Below are 21,048 nucleotides of genomic sequence, written 5' to 3'. Positions count from 1 at the left end.
GCGGATGGATTTTGATGCTCCAAAACCAGAAATAAAAATAGTCCATGGGAAAAATATAATGTTTCAAAAAGTTGTTGACGAAGTATTGCACGGAATTGAAGAGGAAGGCGTGCCATTTTCCATCGAAGAATTGGAAGATGCCAATCCAGTTGAGCTTGCTTTTCGGGGTGCAGAACTTTCGCATCTTGGTGTAGGCATTGGAATTACTGAAAATGAAGTTGTTCTTCATTTTATCAAATTGAAAGAAGATCAGCCAATTTTCAGAATTCCAGCTTACAGTAACGAAGCAACATTACGGGCAATTGGAAGCAATGCTGCCCGACTGGTAAAAAAAATGCCTTTCAAAAATCTGGATAATACGGAACTGTCGTAAGGAGGGGTTGATTTGAATAGAGGAGAGGCCATTGGCCTAATAGAAGCTATTGGGTTGGCCACAGCGGTTGAAGCTGCCGATGCGGCAGTCAAGTCAGCAAATGTAAGACTGATTGGCTATGAAGCGTGTAAGGGTGACGGGATGTCAACCATTAAGGTGGCTGGTGATATTGGAGCTGTTAAGGCAGCAGTTGATGCGGCTACAGCGGCTTGTGCTAAAGGTCGTGGCGTTTGGGCAACCAAAGTGATTGCTAGACCCAGTGAAGGAATTGAAAAATTAATTTACAACAGTGAAACAGTGGGTTATGACCCACCGGTAGAACCAAAAGCTGAAGTTGTCACTATAGAAGAAAATGAAGAAACAGCAGAAATAAACTCAGAGGAATAATTGCTGAGTCGGCTGAAGGATTCAGACAGAAATGATCTTTTGAAGAAAAGGTGCTAGCATGAACGAAAATGAAAAACAAGTAATTGAGCAAATCGTAATTAACACAGTTAAAAAACTGATTGCTGAAAAAGATAGTCCGAATCGTGTAGTATTGGGAATCTCCAATAAACACATCCATCTTTCAAAAAAAGACATTGAAACACTTTTCGGAGAAGGTTATGAACTGACCAATATGAAAGACTTAAAGCAACCTGGACAATATGCAGCAAAAGAAACGGTTAAAGTGATTGGGCCAAAGGGTTGTTTTGACAAGGTTCGAATTTTAGGACCCGCCCGGCCGGAAAGTCAGATTGAAATTTCACTGACAGATGCCAGAACGCTGGGAATCAAAGCGCCGGTTTGCGAATCGGGACAGCTGGAAGGAACACCGGGGATTATCCTCGAGGGTCCATGCGGAACCGTTACCCTCACGCATGGTGTGATTGTTGCCCTACGGCATATTCATATGCCTCCAGATATTGCAGAGAAGTTAGGCATAAAAGATAAAGACTGGGTCAGTGTCGAAACATGTGGTGTTAGAAAAACAATTTTCTGCAATGTACTCGCGCGTGTATCCGATAAATTCGACTATGAAATGCATTTGGATACTGATGAAGCGAATGCGGCAGGACTTAACAACGATGATTATCTAAAAATAATCCCAAACAGGTGAAATAATGGATTGGAAATCTGGTAATGACGCAATATTGGAATTCGCAGAATTAATCCGGGAAAAAAAAGCCAATGCTTACACAGGTGAGCTAAAAGTTGGCGTCGATCTCGGGACTGCAAATATTGTCATCGCAGTGGTTGATGAAAATGATCGTCCCATTGCTGGAGCGACTCAAGGCGCGTCAGTTGTTCGCGACGGAATTGTCGTTGACTATCTCGGTGCGAGTCAAATTGTACGAAAACTTAAAGGTGAGGTTGAAGGTATCCTGGGTGTTGACTTGACATATGCCAAGGCCGCCACAGCCATTCCTCCTGGTATCCTGGCGGGGAATACAAAGATTATTTCCAATGTGGTTGACTCAGCCGACTTTGTGGTAACAAATGTGGTTGATGAACCGACTGCAGCTGCAACGGTGCTTGGCATCCAAAATGGTGCGGTCGTTGATGTTGGGGGTGGAACCACTGGAATTAGTATTCTCAAAGATGGTGAAGTTATTTTCACAGCCGATGAAGCGACCGGAGGGACACATATGAGTCTGGTACTGGCAGGTTTTCATCACATTAGCTTTGAAGAAGCAGAAGAACTTAAAAAGAACGAGTCACAGAAAAAAGTCTTCCCGATTATTAAGCCCGTGGTACAGAAGATGGCTTCCATCGTCAACCGCTTTGTGATCGGGTATGATGTTGACGTTATTTATGTGGTCGGTGGAGCGTGTGTCTTTAATGATTTTGAAAAGATTTTTGAAGATGAAACAGGCATCAAGACCATTAAACCGGTAGAACCATTATTGGTAACACCCTTAGGGATCGCCTTTAATTGTCAAAGGTAAGAAATGTGGTGATAGAATTTGGACATGGAGAAAATGCTCGAAAACGGATTATTGGATGTACTTATTCAAAAAATCGTTGACGAGGTTGTCAGGCGAATAAAAAATCAACCTAAAAAAGCAGTTGTTTTCTTTACGGGAGCGACGATTGGTTTTAAGGATTCGATGGATTCACTGTTGAAATTACAAAAAGATGGTTGGCAATTAAAAGTTGTTCTTTCTGATGATGGCATGAAGGTGTTAGATCCTGTTGCGATTCAAAAAGAATTAAATCTTGATGTAATTTACCACAGTGGCAACATAAAAAGCCAAAAAGAGCTATATGGATCGGCAGATATGTTTGTGATCGCTACCATGAGCGTGAATACGGCTGCTAAACTGGCGGTGGGAATAACTGATACAGTGCTGTTATCGCTCATTAATCATGGATTTATGGCTGGAACGCCAGTAGTTGCAGCAGTTAATGCCTGTAATCCGGATGATCCTCAAAGAGCATCACTGGGGATGGGCAAATCATCGCCTAAATATCGGGAAATGTTAAATAATAACATTGAAACACTGCGTGATTTTGGGATGAAGTTAGTATGTGGCAAAGACTTATATGCTACTTGTGTTGGTGGAACTCCCACAGAAACAAATGATTTAATCGTTACAAAGACAGCTGCCCCAGCTAAAAGCGAAGCGGTGGTAAATCAGGTCTCAGCTCATAATACTGGTGAGTGTCTGATTGATAAAAACGTTATCTCGCGGGTTGATATTTTAAAAGCCCGGGGATCAAATGTGATTAAGATACCTTCAGCATCAATTTTGACAGGGTATGCAGCGGAAGCCGCCAAGGAATTTGGGCTTCAGATTATCAGGGTTTAATAAGGGTGGTGAATATATGCAGTTAGCAAAAGTAGTTGGAAACGTCGTATCAACCCAGAAAGATCCGAATCTTGTGGGATGTAAATTATTAATCATTAAAAAAATTGATGAGTATGGTGAATTTGAAAAATATTCAAGTTCGTCGACAGCAATAGCCGTTGATTCAGTAGGTGCAGGTATCGGAGAAACGGTGATCGTAACGTCGGGGAGCAATGCCCGTTATGTTTACGGTGACAAAATGGCTCCGCTGGATATGACTATTGTTGGCATTGTTGACGAAATTCAGATTGTTTAGTGGGGTGATGTGATGCCAAATGTATATACCCGAGGAGGGGACAAAGGGGAAACGGGTCTTTTTGGATCCAGCCGTACCCCGAAGGATAATATCCGTGTCGATGCATATGGAACCATGGACGAAGCAAATTCGGCCATTGGTTTAGCATATTCACTTTGTGATGATCAGGAAATCAGAGAAATACTGCACTATTTACAGAAGCGCATTTTTGTTCTGGGAGCTGAACTTGCCAGCGATGAAAAAGGCAAGGAAATGCTTGCGGACAAGATTTCACAGGCAGATGTGGATTACATGGAATGCACGATGGAACAATATTTAGCAATTATTGGACCTCAAAAGGCGTTCATTATTCCCGGTGCCAGTCCAGCATCAGCAGCTTTGCATGTTGCCCGCACCGTTGTCAGACGCGGTGAGCGATTGATTGTAAAATATAATCGCGAAAATGAAGAAAGTCGTCCAGAATTGGTAAAATTCGTCAATCGACTCTCGGATACCCTTTTTGTGCTGGCGCGGACAGTTGAGTTTAATGGTGTTGTAAAACAAATAGTCGACCGGGTCAAAGAAAAATTGAATCGGTTAGAAACTGAGCAAGCAGAAAGTATCAATGAAGACACGTGTGATAAAGAATATAGTCTACTGACACTGGCCAAGAAAATGGCTGCTGCTGCCAGAGTAAAGGCTGAAGAAATCAATGTCCCCATTGTCTTTTCAGTGGTCGATTCCGGTGGAAATTTAGCCTACTTTGAACGGATGGAAGATGCTTTAATGGTCAGCATTGATATTTCAGTGAATAAGGCCTATACTGCCAATGCATTGAAAATGTCCACGGATAAAGTTGCCAGCGTCGTTAAAGAAGATGGCTCTCTCTATGGCCTCCAATGGACCAATAATGGTCGGATGGTCGTCTTTGGCGGGGGATATCCTTTAAAAGTCAATGGCGAAGTCATTGGCGGAATTGGCGTAAGTGGTGGAAGTGTCGATGAAGATATGATTATTGCAAAGAGTGCGTTAGCTGTGTTATAAAAATACTAATTAATCAGGAGGAAGAAAAATGACGACTACTGGAAAATTATTAGATATGGCAAAGAAAATGGCAGAAGCGGCGGCTGCAAAAGCAATCGAAATCGATGTACCAATGGTTATCGTAATTTGTGATGCCAGTGGTAACACCGTATTATTTAACCGGATGGAAGATTCTTTATTGGCCAGTATGGATATCGCAACCAATAAGGCTTATACTGCAGTTGCTCTTAAAATGGGCACCGATCAGGCAGCTGACCTTGCAAAAGAGTCAGGACAACTTTTTGGAATTGCGAGCTGCGATAAAGGAAGAATGGTTGTGTTTGGCGGTGGCTTCCCGATTTTTGAAGCGGGTAAAATCATCGGCGGTATCGGAGTAAGCGGCGGCAGTGTTGCAGAAGACATGACTGTTGCTCAAGCTGGACTAGACGCTATAAAATAAGACAAAAAATTAACACGATCCAGGAGGTACCTCGTATGAATATAGATACTACAGGTATAGAATATATTGTAAAAAAAGTAATGGCAGAAATCGATTGTGCAGTTGAAGGCGGAAAGCCACTTAAAGATGGTGAGCTTGGGATCTTTAATGATATGGAGAACGCCATTGATGCAGCTTATGAAGCGCAGAAAACCTTCATGAGACAGCCAATAGCCTTTCGAAGCAAATTGATAGCAGCGATGCGGGCAGAAATGCTCAAAAAAGAAAATATGGAAATGATTTGCCAGTTGGCAGTTGAAGAAACTGGCATGGGAAATTATGAACATAAACTTTTAAAACATGAATTGGCAACAGTAAAAACACCCGGTGTGGAAGATCTTGTTGCCGATGCCTTCACTGGTGATGACGGGTTAACCTTAATTGAACAGTCTCCATTTGGCGTGATTGGCTCAGTTTCACCTTCGACTAATCCCAGTGAAACAGTTATCTGTAATTCAATTGGCATGTTAGCGGCAGGAAATACAGTCGTATTTGCACCCCATCCCAGCGCAAAAAAAACCAGTGCTTTAACAGTTAAATTGTTAAACAAGGCGATTTTAGAGGTTGGTGGTCCGGAAAACCTGATTGTTACAACTGCAGAACCAACAATTGACAGTGCCAATACCATGTTTGCCAGCCCCAAAATCACCATGCTTTGTGCTACCGGTGGACCAGGTGTAGTCAAGACTGTATTACAGAGTGGCAAAAAAGCGATTGGAGCTGGTGCCGGAAATCCTCCAGCGTTGGTTGATGAAACCGCTGATATCGAAAAAGCCGGGAAAGATATTATTGATGGTTGTTGCTTTGATAATAATCTTCCCTGTATTGCGGAAAAAGAAGTTGTTGTCGTCGAACAAGTTGCCGACTACCTGATCTTTAACATGAAGAAAAATGGTGCTTATGAACTGAAAGACGCCAAGAAAATTGCCGAATTGGAAGAGCTGGTTATTCCCGGTGGTCGCCTGAGTCGTGACTATGTGGGACGAAGCGCCAAAGTAATTCTTAAAGGTATTGGAATTGACGTTGACGACTCCATCCGGGTAATCATTATGGAAACCAGTAAAGATCATATCTTCGCTGTTGAAGAATTAATGATGCCAATCCTTCCCATTGTTCGTGTAAAAGATATTAAAGAAGGAATTGATGTGGCTGTTGCGCTGGAACATGGTAATCGACATACTGCGATTATGCATTCAACAAATATCAATAACTTAACTGAAATGGCAAAAAGAGTGCAAACCACTATTTTTGTTAAAAATGGCCCTTCATATGCTGGTATCGGAGTTGGTGGGGAAGGCTATACAACCTTTACCATTGCTGGTCCGACCGGTGAAGGTCTAACATCTGCTAAGACATTTACTCGTAAACGAAGATGTGTATTAGTAGGAGGATTTACGATTAAATAATAGAGGTGTTGTTCATGAGCGCAAATTTAGTAGAATTGGTACAAAACGCCGGCATTGTAGGTGCAGGCGGGGCAGGGTTTCCAACCCAGGTCAAATTAAATTGCAAAGTTGATACCGTCGTTGTCAACGGAGCAGAATGCGAACCACTATTGCGCGTCGATCAACAACTGATGGCACTGGAGGCTGTTAAAATGTTAACGGCACTCCAGGCTGTTATGGATCACACACAAGCAAAGGAAGGCATTATTGGCCTCAAGAAGAAATATACACCTGCTATTGAAGCATTAAACAAAGAATTACCAGCATTTCCCAAGATTAGAATGCACTTGTTAAAGAATTTCTATCCAGCGGGAGATGAACAGGTCCTTGTTTATGAAACAACGGGACGGATTGTGCCTGAAGCCGGAATTCCGTTAAATGTTAATACATTAGTTATAAATGTGGAGACACTTTTGAACATTTATGATATAATGGTAGACAATAAACCGGTTACAGATACATATTTGACATTAACAGGTGAGGTTAAGAATAAGCTCACAACAAAGGTACCACTTGGTATTACTGTTCGCGAAGCTTTGGAATTAGCCGGCGGAACAACCATCACGGATTTTGTCGTGATCAACGGCGGACCGATGATGGGTAAAATCGTCGATTTAGAGTCAACGATTACAAAAACAACGAAAGGACTGATTGTTTTAGCAAAAGATCATCCATTGATAATTTCTAAGACAAAGTCCATCAAGGAAACCATGAAAATGGCAGGGATGGCTTGTATGCAATGTAACTATTGCACCGAGCTGTGTCCGCGATACGCTTTGGGCCATAACCTGGAACCCCATAAGTTAATGCGGATTGCTGCCTATGGTTCAACCTGCGATACGTCCACTCAAGCTACAAACGCTTTTCTATGCTGTGAATGTGGCTTATGTCAATATGCATGTGTAATGGACTTACAACCTTGGAAGTTCAATACCATGCTAAAGCGAGAACTGGGAAGTAAGGGGATCAAAAATCCTCACCACAATGCACCAACATCAGCTGTACCCTTCAGAGAAGGCAAACAGTTTAACGTTTACCGTTTGGTATCACGATTGGGACTGACGAAGTATGATCTTCCGGCTCCGATGGTTGAAACGGATAAGACGTTTACTAAAGTCAACCTATTATTGTCACAACATATAGGTGCTCCTGCAGTAGCAGTTGTAAACGTTGGGGATCATGTGGAACGAGGACAACTTATCGGGGATATTCCTGAAGGTAAACTGAGCTCAAAAGTTTTTGCTAGTATTAGCGGTAGGATTTCAGCCGCGGATAGTGAAAAAATCACTATCGAGTCCTAAATCATATTTTAAGGGGGATAATTATGGACTTTACAATGTTAATCGCCGCATTTGGCGGTGGCGTCTTAGCCACATTTATGGGCGGGATCACAGCCTTTGTTTTCACCGGTTTAACCGTTTTGGCGGCAATCATGGGTGGAGATTTTGGGGCACCTGCAATTGGTATTATTAGTTTTGGTTCTTGGTTTGGTCCACATGTTGCCTTCGCTGGTGCTGTAGCTGGTGCTGCGTTTGCAATGACAAGAAATCATATTGAAAATGGTCAAGACATCGTAACACCACTGGTAAAATTTGGTGATCCAATGGTATTGATCGTTGGTGGTATCTTCGGTATGGTTGGTTTCCTGATCCAATACATTGTTGGACCACTGGTTGGACCAATTCTCTTTAATGGTATTTTGGGAGAAGGCGCTGCCGGCTGGACCGACACTGTTGCTTTCACCGTAATGCTGTCTGGTATTATTGTACGTTTAGTATTTGGTAAAACTGGTATCACAGGAAAAACACCAGCTGGTGAAAAACGCGAATGGATTACTACTGGAAGCCGTTTAGGATTTGTTCTTACTTACGGCGCAGGTATTGGTATCTTAATTGGTGGCGTTGCTGCTACATTAGGTACATTAGGTTTAGTTGGCGGAAGTGAAGAAGCTGCATACTTATTCTCAATGACACCAGTAATTGGGTTCTCTGTTGCTGCTATCTCACTGATCCTGATTATGTGCGGACATTATTTTGAAGGATGGCATCATATTGTTTTACCTTCTGGTTCAACCGCAGTAATCGTATTCTCAGCTACACTTAATCCGTTTGCTGCCATTATTGGCGCAGCAATTACAGGTATGTTCACAGCATTTGTTGGTGAATGGGCTGCAAAAACTTTAAATAGCCATTGCGATACCCATATCGACCCTCCTGCTGTAACAATCTTTATTACACAGTTCATTAACTTTACAATTTTAGGCGGATTCATTTTCGTTTAAAACGCATTAACGCAATCTGGTAAAATAAAAACATTCACAGTATAGAAAGAAGTGGTATTTTGAAAAAAGCAGTTGGTTTTATGGAATTTAAGAGCATTCCAGTTGGTATAGAATCCACTGATGAAATGCTGAAATCCGCTAATGTTGAGCTGCTGATGGCATCACCCTTATGTCCTGGAAAATACGTCAGTATTATTGCTGGAGATGTCGGTGCTGTTGAGGCGTCAATAAAGAATGGGGCGCATGTGGGTGGTATCCATATGTTAGAATCTCACGTTATACCGAATATTCACCCTGATGTTCTGCCAGCAATGCTAGGCGCTGGGGAAATCGGTGATGTGAAATCGCTGGGTATTGTTGAAACGATTAATGCAATTTCTTCAATTTTAATCGGAGATATTTGTGCGAAAGCATCAAACGTAGAACTCCTGGAAATTCGAATTGCTAGAGGCTTGGGTGGTAAAGGCTTTGTATTAATCACTGGCGAAATTTCTTCTGTTAAAATGGCCATTCAAACGGCCCAGACGGAAATGGCAGAATCGAATCTCATTACGAGTTATTCGGTAATATCATCTCCACATAAGGATATTGCAAAAATTCTATTTTAACTGAAGATTAAAAATTAAAATGTATAAAAAACAAATGGCTTCGGTCATTTGTTTTTTATACATCAAAATTCTGTTTTTTATAAGTGCACCAAGGCCATTTATAAAAAATAGAAGGAAAATTACGTCATTAAAAAGGAGATCGTCATGGCTCGTAAAAGTAAACCTAAATCACAATTAACAAAGGACACAGCTATTCAAAGTGGTTCGGATCTATCGAATTCAAGTGAAGTGGGGAATGAAGAAGTGGGAAAATTGGACGATTTTATAAAAAAGGTTGGCAGAGTGATCACGGGCAAAGAGGATAATGCCGAGGATTCGAGTGATAGCAATCCCAAGAAATCGGAAGCATCAAAAACTGAGGTACAGGTAGAAGTCGAAAAAGAATTAAAGACAGAAGCCAAAGCAGAAGCAGAGGCAAAAGCCAAAGCAGAAGCAGAAGCAGCGGCGAAAGCCAAAGCAGAAGCAGCGGCAAAAGCCAAAGCAGAAGCAGAGGCAAAAGCCAAGGCAGAAGCAGAGGCAAAAGCCAAAGCAGAAGCAGAGGCAAAAGCCAAAGCAGAAGCAGAGGCAAAAGCCAAAGCAGAAGCAAAAGCCAAAGCAGAAGCAGAGGCAAAAGCCAAAGCAGAGGCAAAAGCCAAAGCAGAAGCAAAAGCCAAAGCAGAAGCAGAGGCAAAAGCCAAAGCAGAAGCAGCGGCGAAAGCCAAAGCAGAAGCAGAGGCAAAAGCCAAGGCAGAAGCAGCGGCGAAAGCCAAAGCAGAAGCAGAGGCAAAAGCCAAGGCAGAAGCAGAGGCAAAAGCCAAAGCAGAAGCCAAAGCAGAAGCAGAGGCAAAAGCCAAAGCAGAAGCAGAGGCAAAAGCCAAGGCAGAAGTAGAAGCGAAAGCCAAAGCAGAGGCGGAAGAACTTGCTCAAAAAGCAGCAGAAGCAAAAGCAGCTGCAGAGAAGAAAGCTAAGGCAGTGGCAGAAAAATCCAAGGCACTAATCGAAAAAGTGCATCATAAAGTTCAGGAAGAAGCAGCTGCAATTAAAAAAGCAGCGATTGAGAAACAAGCGTTGGAAGAAGCAAAAAAACAGGAACAAGCAAAAAAACAAGCAGAGCTTGAAGCCAAAAAAGAAACTGAAGCCAAGGCAGAATTAAAGGCCGAGCAAGAAGAAGCACAAAAAATCGAGCGGGCTCGTCAAAAAGAAGCCGAAGAAAAGGAAAAAAACAAAATCGAGCTGGAGGATCGGCTACGGAAAGAAATCAGGAATAAAGCAAAAGAACTGCAAGAATTGACGGCAAGTGCGATTGAACGTGCAATTGCAAAAGAAAAAAACGTTCGCGCAGAAATTGCCGAAAAAAGAAAAAAAGCTCAAGCTGAAAAAGAACAGGCAAAAAAAGCTAAAAAAGAAAAAGAACTGCCGTTTCATCTTCTATAAAAATTTAGGAAGTTCCTTTTGATATCTCAAAAGGAACTTCTTTTTTGATAAATGACTGTCATGGGGTATGCATGCATTTGACTATACAATTAATTACGATTGTAATATAATAAAGTAGAATAAAGTAAAATTAAGTACAGGAAAATGAGGGAACAATGTCATACTTAGCGCTCTATCGAAAATATCGGCCACAAACTTTCGATGAGGTTGTGGGACAGGATAGTATTACGAAAATACTAAGAAATCAGATTAAGTTTAACCGAGTTGGACACGCTTACCTTTTCTCCGGAATTAGAGGAACCGGAAAAACATCGTTGGCAAAGATATTTGCAAAAGCAATCAATTGTCCCAATGGAATTGATGGAAACCCATGCAATCGCTGTGATGTTTGTTTGAAAATCGATCGTCCGGGAGTAATGGATATCATCGAAATCGATGGTGCTTCCAATCGCGGCGTCGATGAAATTCGCGAAATTCGTGAGCGCATAAAATATCCGCCGACTGTTGGCAAGTACAAGGTATACATTATCGATGAAGTACACATGCTCACAAAAGAGGCTTTTAATGCGCTATTAAAAACGCTGGAAGAACCACCGGAACATGCCGTATTTATATTGGCGACAACAGAACCGAATAAATGTCCGGTGACAATTTTATCCCGTTGTCAACGCTATGAAATCCGTCCGATACCGAAAGCGTTAATCATCGAACAGATGAAAAAAATCTGTCAGGATATTCAGGTGACCATGTCCGATGAGAGTTTTGATTTTATTGCAAGCCGGGGGGAGAACTCAATGCGTGATTCTCTCAGCTTATTGGATCAGATTATTGATCTCAAGGATGAAGCTGGCCATGTCACGGTTGAAGACCTACTGGCGTTTACTGGTATGGCAGAAAAACAGGCTATTGGTGACCTGGTAAAACTGATTCTTGCTCATGACAGCGCTGGCGTCTTGAGTAACTTACGGAACCTGGTTGATAATGGTAAAGATTCAATACTGTTAATGGATCAGATCATCGAATTTCTACGGGGAGTGCTGATTACAAAAACAGCAAAAGACACGGCTAAAGAAATACTACTCTGTAGTCCTGATGACTTTATCATATACCAACAATTAGGAAAAGAATTAACGTTTGACCGACTATATCGAATGATCAGCCTTTTAATAGAAGAAAAAAATAAACTCAAATACAGTAATCTACAGGCAATTATCGTTGAAATGGCTTTGTTAAAGATATGCCTCGGTGATCAACAGACAGCTTTGATTCCGGCGGTCGAAACAGTTTTCCAAAACAACGAAAAAAAACCGCTGCTGCAAAGTAGACCTCACGATAGGCTGGAGAAAACATGCCGAAAGTCAGAAATTCAGGCAGAGTCACTAAAACGTCCAGCTGAATATGAAATAGTAAAAAGTGAAATAAGCAAGTCGGCGGCAGATGTTATTTCGGTGCCAGCAGAGAAATCTGAAACAACTAATAGCACAGACGAGGGGCCGGAAGGTGAATCGGACAAGGCTCCGGTTCATGCAAAATCGGATATTAAAATAAAAAGTGGAAGCAGCCGTCACGATGGGATGCTATTCTTTAAAATGCTTTGTGAAGAAATCGGAAAAACAAACTCAGGTCAGGCTATGTTTTTAAAGCGCGGTGAACCGACGTTGGAGGATGAGACACATCTTTTGATTGTTTATTCGCCTGAAAACAGAAACTTTTACCAGTTTGTCAATAAACCAGAGTTAATTAAAGGTTTTGAAATGGCTCTTTTGCAAAAGTTGGGCAAGGAAATTTCGATCACAATTAAACTGGAAGACGAGAATTTTAACGAACTTGACCTGGTCGAAAAAACCTTGAGAATCGTTAATGATCAGGCAGTAAAAATAATCAATGCCGATGACGAACTGTAAAATTAGGGTAAAAAGATAGTGATAATCATAGACCATTAGTGTTATAATAATGAAGTTATTAAGAATAGAAAATCACAGGAGGATAGAATGGCAAAAAGAAAATTGCCGGTCGGAATGGGCGGCGGAAACATGAATAACATGATGAAACAAGTGCAGAAAATGCAACAAGATATGGCGAAGTTACAAGCCGAACTGGAAGAACGTGAAGTAGAAGCTACTGCAGGCGGTGGTGCTGTTAAAGTGGTTGCAACAGGAAAAAAAACGATTCTGTCAATTAAGATCGATCCGGAAGTGATTGATGAAGATGATATTGAAATGCTGGAAGACCTGGTGGTTGCTGCGGTCAATGAGGCCATCGTCAAAGCAGAAGACATGGTTAATGCTGAAATGGGCAAAATTACCGGTGGAATGAATATTCCAGGTTTAATGTAGTGCTCGATGGGTTATTATCCAAAAACCCTTGAGCGGTTGGTTCTGGAGTTGGGTAAACTACCGGGGATCGGAGAAAAATCAGCACAACGATTAGCCTTTCATATTCTTAGCCTCTCGGATGAAGAGATTGCAAGCTTATCTGAGGCACTAACGTCTGCTAAAGCTAAAATTGGACTATGTCAGAAGTGTTATACCATCACGGATAAAGAAATCTGCGATATTTGTGAGAATCCGAAGCGGGATCAACAAACCATCTGCGTTGTACAAAACAGCCGGGATATTTTTGCAATTGAAAAAACCCGGGAGTATAATGGGCTGTACCATGTTCTGCATGGTGCCATCTCACCGCTGGACGGGATTGGACCGCAGGACATCAAAGCCAGAGAACTATTACTGCGTCTTGGAGAAAATGACATTAAAGAAGTTATCATGGCAACAAATGCTACCGTAGAAGGGGAGGCCACAGCCATGTATTTAGGGAATCTGATCAGTCCCCTTGGTGTAAAAGTCACCAGGTTGGCAAAGGGTATTCCCATCGGTGCGGATCTTGAATATACAGATGAAATCACATTAATTAAAGCCTTTGAAGGAAGAAGTGAGATATAAACCTCTAATAATTAAAGGAGAATTAAGATGTTTGTTAAAGAAGGAATCATTGCATCACCTGGTATTGTCATTGCGAAGGCACTTGTTTACGAAAAAGTCATAGTTGAAGTCAATAAAAATAAAGTAGAGAACCCAGACAAAGAAATCGAAAAGTTCCAGAATGCCATAAAGAAAAGTCATGAGCAGTTGGAAACAATCCGGATACAAGCAATTAGTGAGCTCGGTGAGGAAGAAGGTGCGATCTTTGAAGCCCATGCCATGGTTTTGGATGATCCGGAATTTGTTGAAGGGGTAGAAGCAGAAATTAATGATAGTCATCTCAGTGCCGACAATGCGGTTAAGATTGTAACCGATCGTTTTTATGAGATCTTTGATCAGATGGATGATCCCTATTTCAGCGCCCGGGCAGCCGACATAAAAGACGTCGGAACACGAGTGCTCCAGAATATTCTGGGAATTGTCCAGGCAGATTTATCCCAACTGGATGAAGATGTGATTATTATCGCCGATGATTTGACGCCATCGGATACGGCACAGATGGATAAAAAGCGGGTGAAGGGTTTTGCCACCAATATTGGCAGTCGAACATCGCATACCGCCATTATGGCCCGTAGTTTGGAAATTCCAGCTGTTCTCGGTTTGTGTGATATTACAGAGACTGTTAAAACCGGAGACTTAATGGTTGTTGATGGTTTGACTGGCAGGGTTTGCGTTAATCCCGGCAATGAAGAGTTGGAATTCTACGAAAAAGAAAAACAAAAATATCTGGATTATTTAAAAGAGTTGGAAGAATTAAAAGATTTGGATGCGATTACGCTGGATGGCAGAAAGGTCGAACTGGTTGGAAATATCGGTGAACCCAATGATGTGGCCGGTGTTCTGAAGAACGGTGGAGTCGGTATTGGGCTATACCGAACCGAATTTTTGTACATGAACAGCGATGTGATGCCCGGCGAAGAAAAACAGTTTGCGGCCTACCGGTCAGTATTAGAAGCGTTTCCCGACGGGCCGGTAATTATCCGAACCCTGGATATCGGTGGGGATAAAAAACTGCCCTATTTGCCGATGGATGACGAACTGAATCCATTTCTGGGTTTACGGGCGATTCGTTTGTGTTTTAAAGAGGTCGGCTTATTTAAAATCCAACTCAGGGCAATCCTGCGGGCCAGTGTGTATGGTCATGCACATATTATGTTTCCGATGATCTCCTCGATTACCGAGGTGAGACAAGCAAAAGCCATCCTGCAAGACTGCATGAACGAACTGGATGATGAGCAGATTGCTTATGACAAGGACGTAAAGGTGGGAGTTATGATTGAAATTCCGTCGGCAGCGATTGCCGCCGACATTATTTCAAAAGAGGTTGATTTCTTCAGTATTGGCACAAACGATCTCTGTCAATATACGCTGGCGGTAGACAGAATGAATCAGGAAGTCTCATACCTATATGACCCGTTTAACCCAGCTATATTGCGTCTGATTCAATTGGTAACGGCTACGTCGGACAAAAAAGATCAGTTCTTTACCGGGATGTGCGGTGAAATGGCTGGCGATCCTCTGGCGGCAATACTCCTATTGGGTCTGGGTCTTGATGAATTCAGTATGAGTGCGTTATCAATTCCTCAGATTAAGAAGATTATTCGCAGTGTTCGCTATGAAGATGCAAAGGCCATCGCTACGGCCGCTCTTAATATGGAGACGGGTGAGGAAATAATGGATTTTGTACAGGAATCAATGAAAAAATTAAATCTATATATTTAAAAACAATCATTAGGAGGATTACAATGATAAAAAAAGAAGTAACAGTTTTAAATGCAACAGGTTTGCATGCCCGCCCTGCGTCAATGTTTGTGCAAACAGCCGGAAAGTTCAAATCAAAAATATTTGTAATCAAAGAAGGAAATTCAATTAATGCCAAGAGCATTATGGGCATTATGGCTGGCGGGATTTCTCAGGGAACAACCATTGAGATTCAGGCCGAAGGCGATGACGAAACCGAAGCAGTGGATGCACTGGTGCAATTAATTAATGATAAGTTTGGCGAATAGTTTCTTTGAAATAAAAAAATTAAGAAATAACTGTTAATTGAGGAGATTATGAGGTAAAATGAGATAAATATCACAATGAATAATGGAGGAATTAAAATGAGCAGTAACAAATTATATTTTGTTGGCGGACTTTTTCTGGGAACCATCATCGGCGGGACATTGGGTGTGTTGCTGGCGCCATCGTCAGGCGATGAAACTCGAAAGAAATTGATTGAAGGCACTGAAGGCGCACTGGGTAATGCCTATGATCAAGCCGTGGAATATGGTGAAAATCTCAAAGAACAATTCCAGGATATGCAAGAACAATTTACTGAACGGGTAAATGAATATAAGAATCAGATTGAAAGCAAAATTCAGGAAATTCAAGACGAAGTTGAACAGGATATTGCTGATCTGAGTGAGGAATTGGAAGCCCTTGAAAAAGAAGAAGCGGAGTCAAGTGAAGAGGCTGAAGTTGCAGCTAAAGAAGAGTAGAGGTTGGAAGTCATAAATGATAACGCTAAATTTTAGCTTGTGGGAACTGGCTCTATTACTTGTGGGTGTTGCCTTCGTATTTGGAACCGTTTATTTAGTTAAGCTGTTTAAAAGTCTGGCAGCAACCTTCGACACAACCACAAAGCTTTTGGAAGAAAACCGTTTGGCTCTTCACAGCATTATGGAAAATACCGACGACATCACAAAATCGACAGCCCAGATTGTGGATAAGTCAAATCTGATGGTAGATGAGGTTGAATTGGCGTTTAATACCATTAAACAGGATGTGATTGACCCCGTGGTTAAGGCCGCATCGATTTTGAAGAGAGGCTTGGGAGTTTTTCAAACCAGAAATAGAAAAGATAAGGTATAGGCCGTGGATTACAGCCCTGGGCCCAATGACGGTGGTTACCTCATTGGGCCTTGTTTTGAATTTACAGATTAATTGTGAAATGGAGATTATATGAGCAGTAACAGCATAATTGAAATGGAAAAAACAAGTATGGTCAGTATTAAAGGCGAAATCGACATTTATTCTATTGAAAAATTCAGGGAAATAATTGAAGAAAAAATAAGAACACAGGCCCCGGAAATCATTTTAGACTGTTCTGAGTTATCTTATATGGATAGCACCGGCATGGGGGTTCTCATTGAATTGCGAAATAAAACAAAAGAAATGGGACAAAAAATTATTATGATAAATCCACGGCCCAACATCAAAAAATTGTTGTCACTCACAGGCGTTGATAAGATCATTGAAATCGTAGACAACCCTGTAAACTAAGCAAATTGAGAAGGGGAAGAAGAATGGATAGTATAAAACTGACATTACCGACCAAACCTGAGTATGTCAGCCTGGCACGGCTAACAATTGCGTCAGTGGCAAATAATATGGGATTTTCAATCGGCGACGTGGAAGATCTGAAAGTTGCCGTATCCGAGGCGTGTACAAATGCCTTAAACCATAGTAAGAATACCGATACAACCTACGATTTGACCTATGTTGTTGAGAACAATAAATTAGTTTTTACGGTAACCGACCGAGGTATTGGTTTTGAGCCAGAAACAGTGGCCAAGCCGGATCTTAATGGCCAACAATTAGGGGGGTTTGGTTTATTTATCATCAAATCACTAATGGATAGGGTGGAAATAGTTAGTGAGAGAGGATCTGGAACCTCAATTACCATGATCAAGAACCTATCGACGACCCATGAAATATGAAAGAAAAATCAGTAAGGAAGATGTCAAAAAGCTATTTGCCGAGTACGAAGAAACACGGGATCGGGAGCTAAGAGATCTGATTATCGAGAATTATCTTTATATTCCCAAGATTCTGTCCCGAAAATATGGGCATAAGAACGGCGATAATGAAGATATTTTTCAGGTCGCCTGTCTGGGTTTAATGTATGCGGTGGAACGCTTTGACGTCAGTCGCGGCTATGAGTTTGATACTTTTGCCACACCAACGATAATTGGCGAAATAAAGCGCTATTACCGGGATCGAGAATGGCTGATCCGGATACCTCGTAAGGTTCAGGATCTCAATCGGGAGATAAACCAAACCCGAACGACCCTGGAACATAAGCTGATGCGGTCGCCAACGATCTCTGAAATTGCCGTGTATCTGGAGATATCAGAAGAAAGTATCATAAAAGCGATGGAAAGTAGCAATGCTTACTATCCGAAATCGTTATCAATGGAATATGAAAGCAATCAGGATGGACAGGAAGTCAGCCTGATGGATTTATTGGGAAACCTGGATAACAACATGGAAAATGTCGAGAATATCGATCTTTTAAAGCAGAAAATTCAATCACTTAATCCGGTTGAACGGATTATTGTTGAACAGCGATTTTTTCGGGGAAAAACCCAAAAAGAAGTGGCCGAGTTTATTAACAAATCCCAGATGACGGTATCGCGAATTGAAAAAAAAGTTATGAAAAAAATAAAAGAAGATCTATAAATAAATCTTTTTGTGGATTATTTTTTAGAAATAATATAAAATAGCTTTATACCAAAAAAAACCAATTAAATCATTGGCAAAATAAGCGAGGGGGAAACAGCATGAAAACGTATCCAACAAAGAACATCCGTAACATTCTTATACTAGGTCACGGTGGGAGCGGAAAAACAACCTTGACTGAAGCATTGGCATTTAATGCAGGTGCCGTTGATCGTATGGGAAAAATTGACGAGGGAAATACCCTATCGGACTTTGATCCAGAAGAAAAAAGACGAAAGTTTTCAATTTCATCATCTATTATTCCTTTAGAATTTGGTGGACATAAGATCAATCTTATTGATGTGCCAGGTTATTTTGATTTTATTGGGGATGCCTATGCGGCACTTCGAGTGGCCGATGCGGTTGTTATCGTCGTTGATGCACTTTCGGGTGTTCAGGTCGGAACTGAAAAAGCTATCGAACTTTTGGAAAAAACAAATATTCCAGCATTTATTGTTGTTAATAAAATGGATCGTGAAAATGCCACCTTTGCCAAGGTGATGGACGAATTAAAAGAAACCTTTGGCAATAAGGTTGTGCCTTTTGAATTACCAATGGGTGAAGGAGAGGCGATGAATGGGGTTGTCAACATCGTTGATCTGACTGGTAGCCAGCGAAAAGACAATCGTTGTTTTGATGTGCCCATCACAGATGAAATGAAAGCAGAACTGGAACCCTATCGGGATATGATTATGGAGTCAGTAGCCCAAACCAGTGAAAGTCTGATGGAGAAATACTTTGAAGGTGAAGAACTGACCCGGAATGAAATCCATACCGGGATTCGTCAGGGGATCGATAATGGTGAAATAATTCCGGTATTGTGTACCTCTGCCGTTTTGAATATTGGGGTGGAAACCCTGGAAAACATGATTATAGAATACCTGCCATCGCCAGGCAAGGGGAAATTTGAAATTGGAAAAGATCCCCGGGACAAAAAAGAAATCGAGCGCAAATGTAGCAATAATGAACCATTTTCGGCATTGGTATTTAAAACGATTGCCGACCCCTATGTTGGCAAGTTATCAATTTTTAAAGTGATGTCAGGGGTTTTGGATCATTCAGTTGAAGTATATAATGCAACCCAGGAAGTTAAAGAAAAAGCCAATCATATTTACGTATTAAGAGGAAATAAACAGATCGAGGTCGAAAAGCTGGAAGCTGGGGATATCGGAGCGTTTTCCAAGTTAAATGATACGGTTACCGGGGATACCTTAACCAGCATCAAATCGCCCATCGTGTATGATAAAATAGAATTGCCCAAGCCAATTATATCGATGGCGATTGAACCCAAAACCAAAGCAGATATCGATAAATTGGCCACTGGCCTGCACCGTCTGGTGGAAGAAGATCCAACCATGACAGTGAGCCGAAATAAGGAAACCAAGCAAACATTGGTCTCCGGTTTGGGAGAGATGCATCTGGAAATTATTTCTCAAAAACTGAAACAAAAATTCGGTGTCGATGTCAATCTGGTTGATATGAAAGTGCCATATCGGGAAACCATTAAGAAAAAAGCAACGGCTGAAGGAAAACATAAAAAACAATCCGGTGGTAGCGGCCAGTTTGGTCATGTCTGGATTGATTTTGAGCCCGGCGATGATCCCAATGCACCATTTCAATTTGTTGATAAGGTTGTTGGTGGGGCGGTTCCGCGTAACTTCATCCCGGCCGTGGAAAAGGGTTTGGAAGCGTGTATGATTGAAGGTGTTCTGGCTGGTTATCCGGTTACTGGTGTCAAAGCAACGCTCTATGATGGATCCTATCATGCTGTGGACTCCGATGAAATGTCCTTTAAAATGGCGGCCACCTTGGCTTACCGCAAAGGCATGAAGGAAGCGGCACCAGTTCTTCTGGAACCAATTTATCACATTGATATTACCGTCCCGGAAGAGTATATGGGTGATATCATGGGTGATTTAAACAAAAAACGTGGGCGTATCATGGGAATGGAATCAGCAGCGGGGGGACGACAACGAATTTTAGCAGAAGCACCGCTGGCGGAAATGTTCAAGTATGCCACGGAGTTACGTTCGATGACCCAAGCGAGAGGTGAGTTTTCAATGGAATTCGTTCGTTATGAAGAAGCTCCAATGATTATTGCTGAAAAAGTTATCGCTGCGGCACAAAAAGAAAAAGAACAATAAAGCTGACTTTAACAGCCTGAGGCGGGAAGAGATTCCCGCCTTTCTTTCTGCAAAGAAACGGAGTGGAATCGTGGTTGTTCAAATCAACAAGAGTATGTTATAATAATTCGATTAGGTTACGAAGGAGCAGTCAATGGAATTATTAGAAGAAAAAATCAGACAAGAAGGCCTCGTCAAAGGCCAGGGAATCCTAAAAGTGGATTCTTTTTTAAATCATCAGTTGGATGTGAAATTATTTGAAGAAATGGGAAAGGTTTTTGCCAAACGCTTTGCCGGAGAGGGAGTCAATAAAATCCTGACAATTGAGACATCAGGAATTGCCATTGCAACCAGTACCTCCAGGTATTTTGACTATTGTCCGGTGGTTTTTGGAAAAAAATATGTATCGCTTAATTTAGACGAGGAAATTTATTCCAGTGATGTCTATTCTTATACCAAACAGCAGGCTTATAAAATTATGGTATCAAAGAAATATCTAAATCCAACCGATCGTATTTTAATTATCGATGATTTTCTGGCCAATGGCAAAGCGGTCGAAGCGTTAATCGATTTAATCAATCAGGCCGGGGCCACCCTGGTGGGCGTGGGAATCGCTATCGAGAAAGGTTTTCAGGATGGCGGGGCGTTAATCCGTGAGCAGGGTGTCGCCCTGGAATCTCTGGCGATCATCGATGACATGAGTAAGGAAAAAGGGATTATATTCCGTGATCAATCAGGAAAGAAGTGAAAC

The 21,048-nt window shown here is 41.6% G+C and carries 25 protein-coding genes; all 25 read left to right on the top strand.

The features are described 5' to 3' along the window. Positions 1-4: 4 nt before the first annotated feature. The 25 genes from BI182_RS12715 (at position 5) to BI182_RS12595 (ending at position 21,045) form a co-directional block, all read left to right on the top strand. A complete protein-coding gene (locus tag BI182_RS12715) occupies positions 5-373 on the top strand; it encodes a glycerol dehydratase reactivase beta/small subunit family protein (RefSeq protein ID WP_228882360.1) in 369 nt (122 codons plus the stop codon). A gap of 12 nt (positions 374-385) precedes the next feature. Next, positions 386-760 (top strand): BMC domain-containing protein, encoded by a 375-nt coding sequence (locus BI182_RS12710; RefSeq protein ID WP_070371833.1) that lies wholly within the window; start codon positions 386-388, stop codon positions 758-760. 58 nt (positions 761-818) lie between these two features. Then, on the top strand, positions 819-1,472 hold the full coding sequence (gene pduL / locus BI182_RS12705; protein WP_148637431.1) for a phosphate propanoyltransferase: 654 nt from the start codon (positions 819-821) through the stop codon (positions 1,470-1,472). 4 nt (positions 1,473-1,476) lie between these two features. Next, positions 1,477-2,301, top strand: a complete 825-nt coding sequence (eutJ, locus tag BI182_RS12700) for an ethanolamine utilization protein EutJ (protein ID WP_070371835.1) — start codon at positions 1,477-1,479, stop codon at positions 2,299-2,301. Between the two features lie 24 nt (positions 2,302-2,325). Continuing rightward, complete coding sequence (locus BI182_RS12695) at positions 2,326-3,165, top strand: flavoprotein (protein ID WP_243134783.1); 840 nt, start codon at positions 2,326-2,328, stop codon at positions 3,163-3,165. Between the two features lie 16 nt (positions 3,166-3,181). Further along, complete coding sequence (locus tag BI182_RS12690; RefSeq protein ID WP_014356937.1) at positions 3,182-3,460, top strand: EutN/CcmL family microcompartment protein; 279 nt, start codon at positions 3,182-3,184, stop codon at positions 3,458-3,460. Between the two features lie 12 nt (positions 3,461-3,472). Further along, positions 3,473-4,483, top strand: coding sequence for a cob(I)yrinic acid a,c-diamide adenosyltransferase (locus BI182_RS12685; RefSeq protein WP_286808384.1), 1,011 nt, complete (start codon positions 3,473-3,475; stop codon positions 4,481-4,483). 28 nt (positions 4,484-4,511) lie between these two features. Beyond that, positions 4,512-4,922, top strand: coding sequence for a GlcG/HbpS family heme-binding protein (locus BI182_RS12680; RefSeq protein WP_070371838.1), 411 nt, complete (start codon positions 4,512-4,514; stop codon positions 4,920-4,922). A gap of 35 nt (positions 4,923-4,957) precedes the next feature. Continuing rightward, on the top strand, positions 4,958-6,367 hold the full coding sequence (locus BI182_RS12675) for an aldehyde dehydrogenase family protein (protein ID WP_070371839.1): 1,410 nt from the start codon (positions 4,958-4,960) through the stop codon (positions 6,365-6,367). Between the two features lie 14 nt (positions 6,368-6,381). Next, positions 6,382-7,707 carry a 4Fe-4S dicluster domain-containing protein gene (locus tag BI182_RS12670; RefSeq protein WP_070371840.1) on the top strand — a complete coding sequence of 442 codons (1,326 nt, stop codon included), beginning with the start codon at positions 6,382-6,384 and terminating at the stop codon, positions 7,705-7,707. Positions 7,708-7,730: 23 nt separating this feature from the next. Next, on the top strand, positions 7,731-8,687 hold the full coding sequence (locus BI182_RS12665; protein ID WP_070371841.1) for a DUF7973 family transport facilitator: 957 nt from the start codon (positions 7,731-7,733) through the stop codon (positions 8,685-8,687). A 59-nt stretch (positions 8,688-8,746) separates the two neighbouring features. Beyond that, on the top strand, positions 8,747-9,295 hold the full coding sequence (locus BI182_RS12660; RefSeq protein WP_070371842.1) for a BMC domain-containing protein: 549 nt from the start codon (positions 8,747-8,749) through the stop codon (positions 9,293-9,295). Positions 9,296-9,439: 144 nt separating this feature from the next. Continuing rightward, entirely contained in the window at positions 9,440-10,708 is a 1,269-nt protein-coding gene (locus tag BI182_RS12655; RefSeq protein WP_286808379.1) for a hypothetical protein, read from the top strand. Between the two features lie 155 nt (positions 10,709-10,863). Further along, positions 10,864-12,612: a DNA polymerase III subunit gamma/tau gene (dnaX, locus tag BI182_RS12650; RefSeq protein WP_286808377.1), complete on the top strand. Its 1,749-nt coding sequence runs from the start codon at positions 10,864-10,866 to the stop codon at positions 12,610-12,612. An 87-nt stretch (positions 12,613-12,699) separates the two neighbouring features. After that, positions 12,700-13,044 carry a YbaB/EbfC family nucleoid-associated protein gene (locus BI182_RS12645; protein ID WP_070371845.1) on the top strand — a complete coding sequence of 115 codons (345 nt, stop codon included), beginning with the start codon at positions 12,700-12,702 and terminating at the stop codon, positions 13,042-13,044. Positions 13,045-13,050: 6 nt separating this feature from the next. Beyond that, entirely contained in the window at positions 13,051-13,650 is a 600-nt protein-coding gene (recR, locus tag BI182_RS12640; protein ID WP_070371846.1) for a recombination mediator RecR, read from the top strand. Positions 13,651-13,677: 27 nt separating this feature from the next. After that, positions 13,678-15,411, top strand: a complete 1,734-nt coding sequence (gene ptsP / locus BI182_RS12635) for a phosphoenolpyruvate--protein phosphotransferase (protein ID WP_286808373.1) — start codon at positions 13,678-13,680, stop codon at positions 15,409-15,411. 23 nt (positions 15,412-15,434) lie between these two features. Continuing rightward, complete coding sequence (locus tag BI182_RS12630) at positions 15,435-15,698, top strand: HPr family phosphocarrier protein (protein ID WP_070371848.1); 264 nt, start codon at positions 15,435-15,437, stop codon at positions 15,696-15,698. A gap of 96 nt (positions 15,699-15,794) precedes the next feature. Continuing rightward, positions 15,795-16,172, top strand: a complete 378-nt coding sequence (locus BI182_RS12625) for a YtxH domain-containing protein (RefSeq protein WP_070371849.1) — start codon at positions 15,795-15,797, stop codon at positions 16,170-16,172. Positions 16,173-16,188: 16 nt separating this feature from the next. Then, the gene (locus BI182_RS12620; RefSeq protein WP_070371850.1) at positions 16,189-16,545 is read left to right on the top strand and encodes a DUF948 domain-containing protein; all 357 of its coding nucleotides are present in this window, start codon (positions 16,189-16,191) and stop codon (positions 16,543-16,545) included. 114 nt (positions 16,546-16,659) lie between these two features. Then, complete coding sequence (locus BI182_RS12615) at positions 16,660-16,956, top strand: STAS domain-containing protein (RefSeq protein WP_242871621.1); 297 nt, start codon at positions 16,660-16,662, stop codon at positions 16,954-16,956. 23 nt (positions 16,957-16,979) lie between these two features. After that, complete coding sequence (locus BI182_RS12610; protein ID WP_070371852.1) at positions 16,980-17,393, top strand: ATP-binding protein; 414 nt, start codon at positions 16,980-16,982, stop codon at positions 17,391-17,393. Beyond that, positions 17,383-18,135: a SigB/SigF/SigG family RNA polymerase sigma factor gene (locus BI182_RS12605; RefSeq protein ID WP_148637435.1), complete on the top strand. Its 753-nt coding sequence runs from the start codon at positions 17,383-17,385 to the stop codon at positions 18,133-18,135. Before BI182_RS12610 ends, BI182_RS12605 begins: the two co-directional genes overlap by 11 nt. A 101-nt stretch (positions 18,136-18,236) precedes the next feature. Continuing rightward, positions 18,237-20,318, top strand: coding sequence for an elongation factor G (gene fusA, locus BI182_RS12600; protein WP_070371853.1), 2,082 nt, complete (start codon positions 18,237-18,239; stop codon positions 20,316-20,318). Between the two features lie 133 nt (positions 20,319-20,451). Then, a complete protein-coding gene (locus tag BI182_RS12595; protein ID WP_070371854.1) occupies positions 20,452-21,045 on the top strand; it encodes a xanthine phosphoribosyltransferase in 594 nt (197 codons plus the stop codon). The last annotated feature ends 3 nt before the right edge of the window (positions 21,046-21,048 follow it).

It is taken from the genome of Acetobacterium sp. MES1 (assembly GCF_002237635.1).
GTDB classification, from domain to species: Bacteria; Bacillota; Clostridia; order Eubacteriales; family Eubacteriaceae; genus Acetobacterium; species Acetobacterium wieringae.
This window is presented reverse-complemented; position numbering and strand designations above follow the sequence as displayed.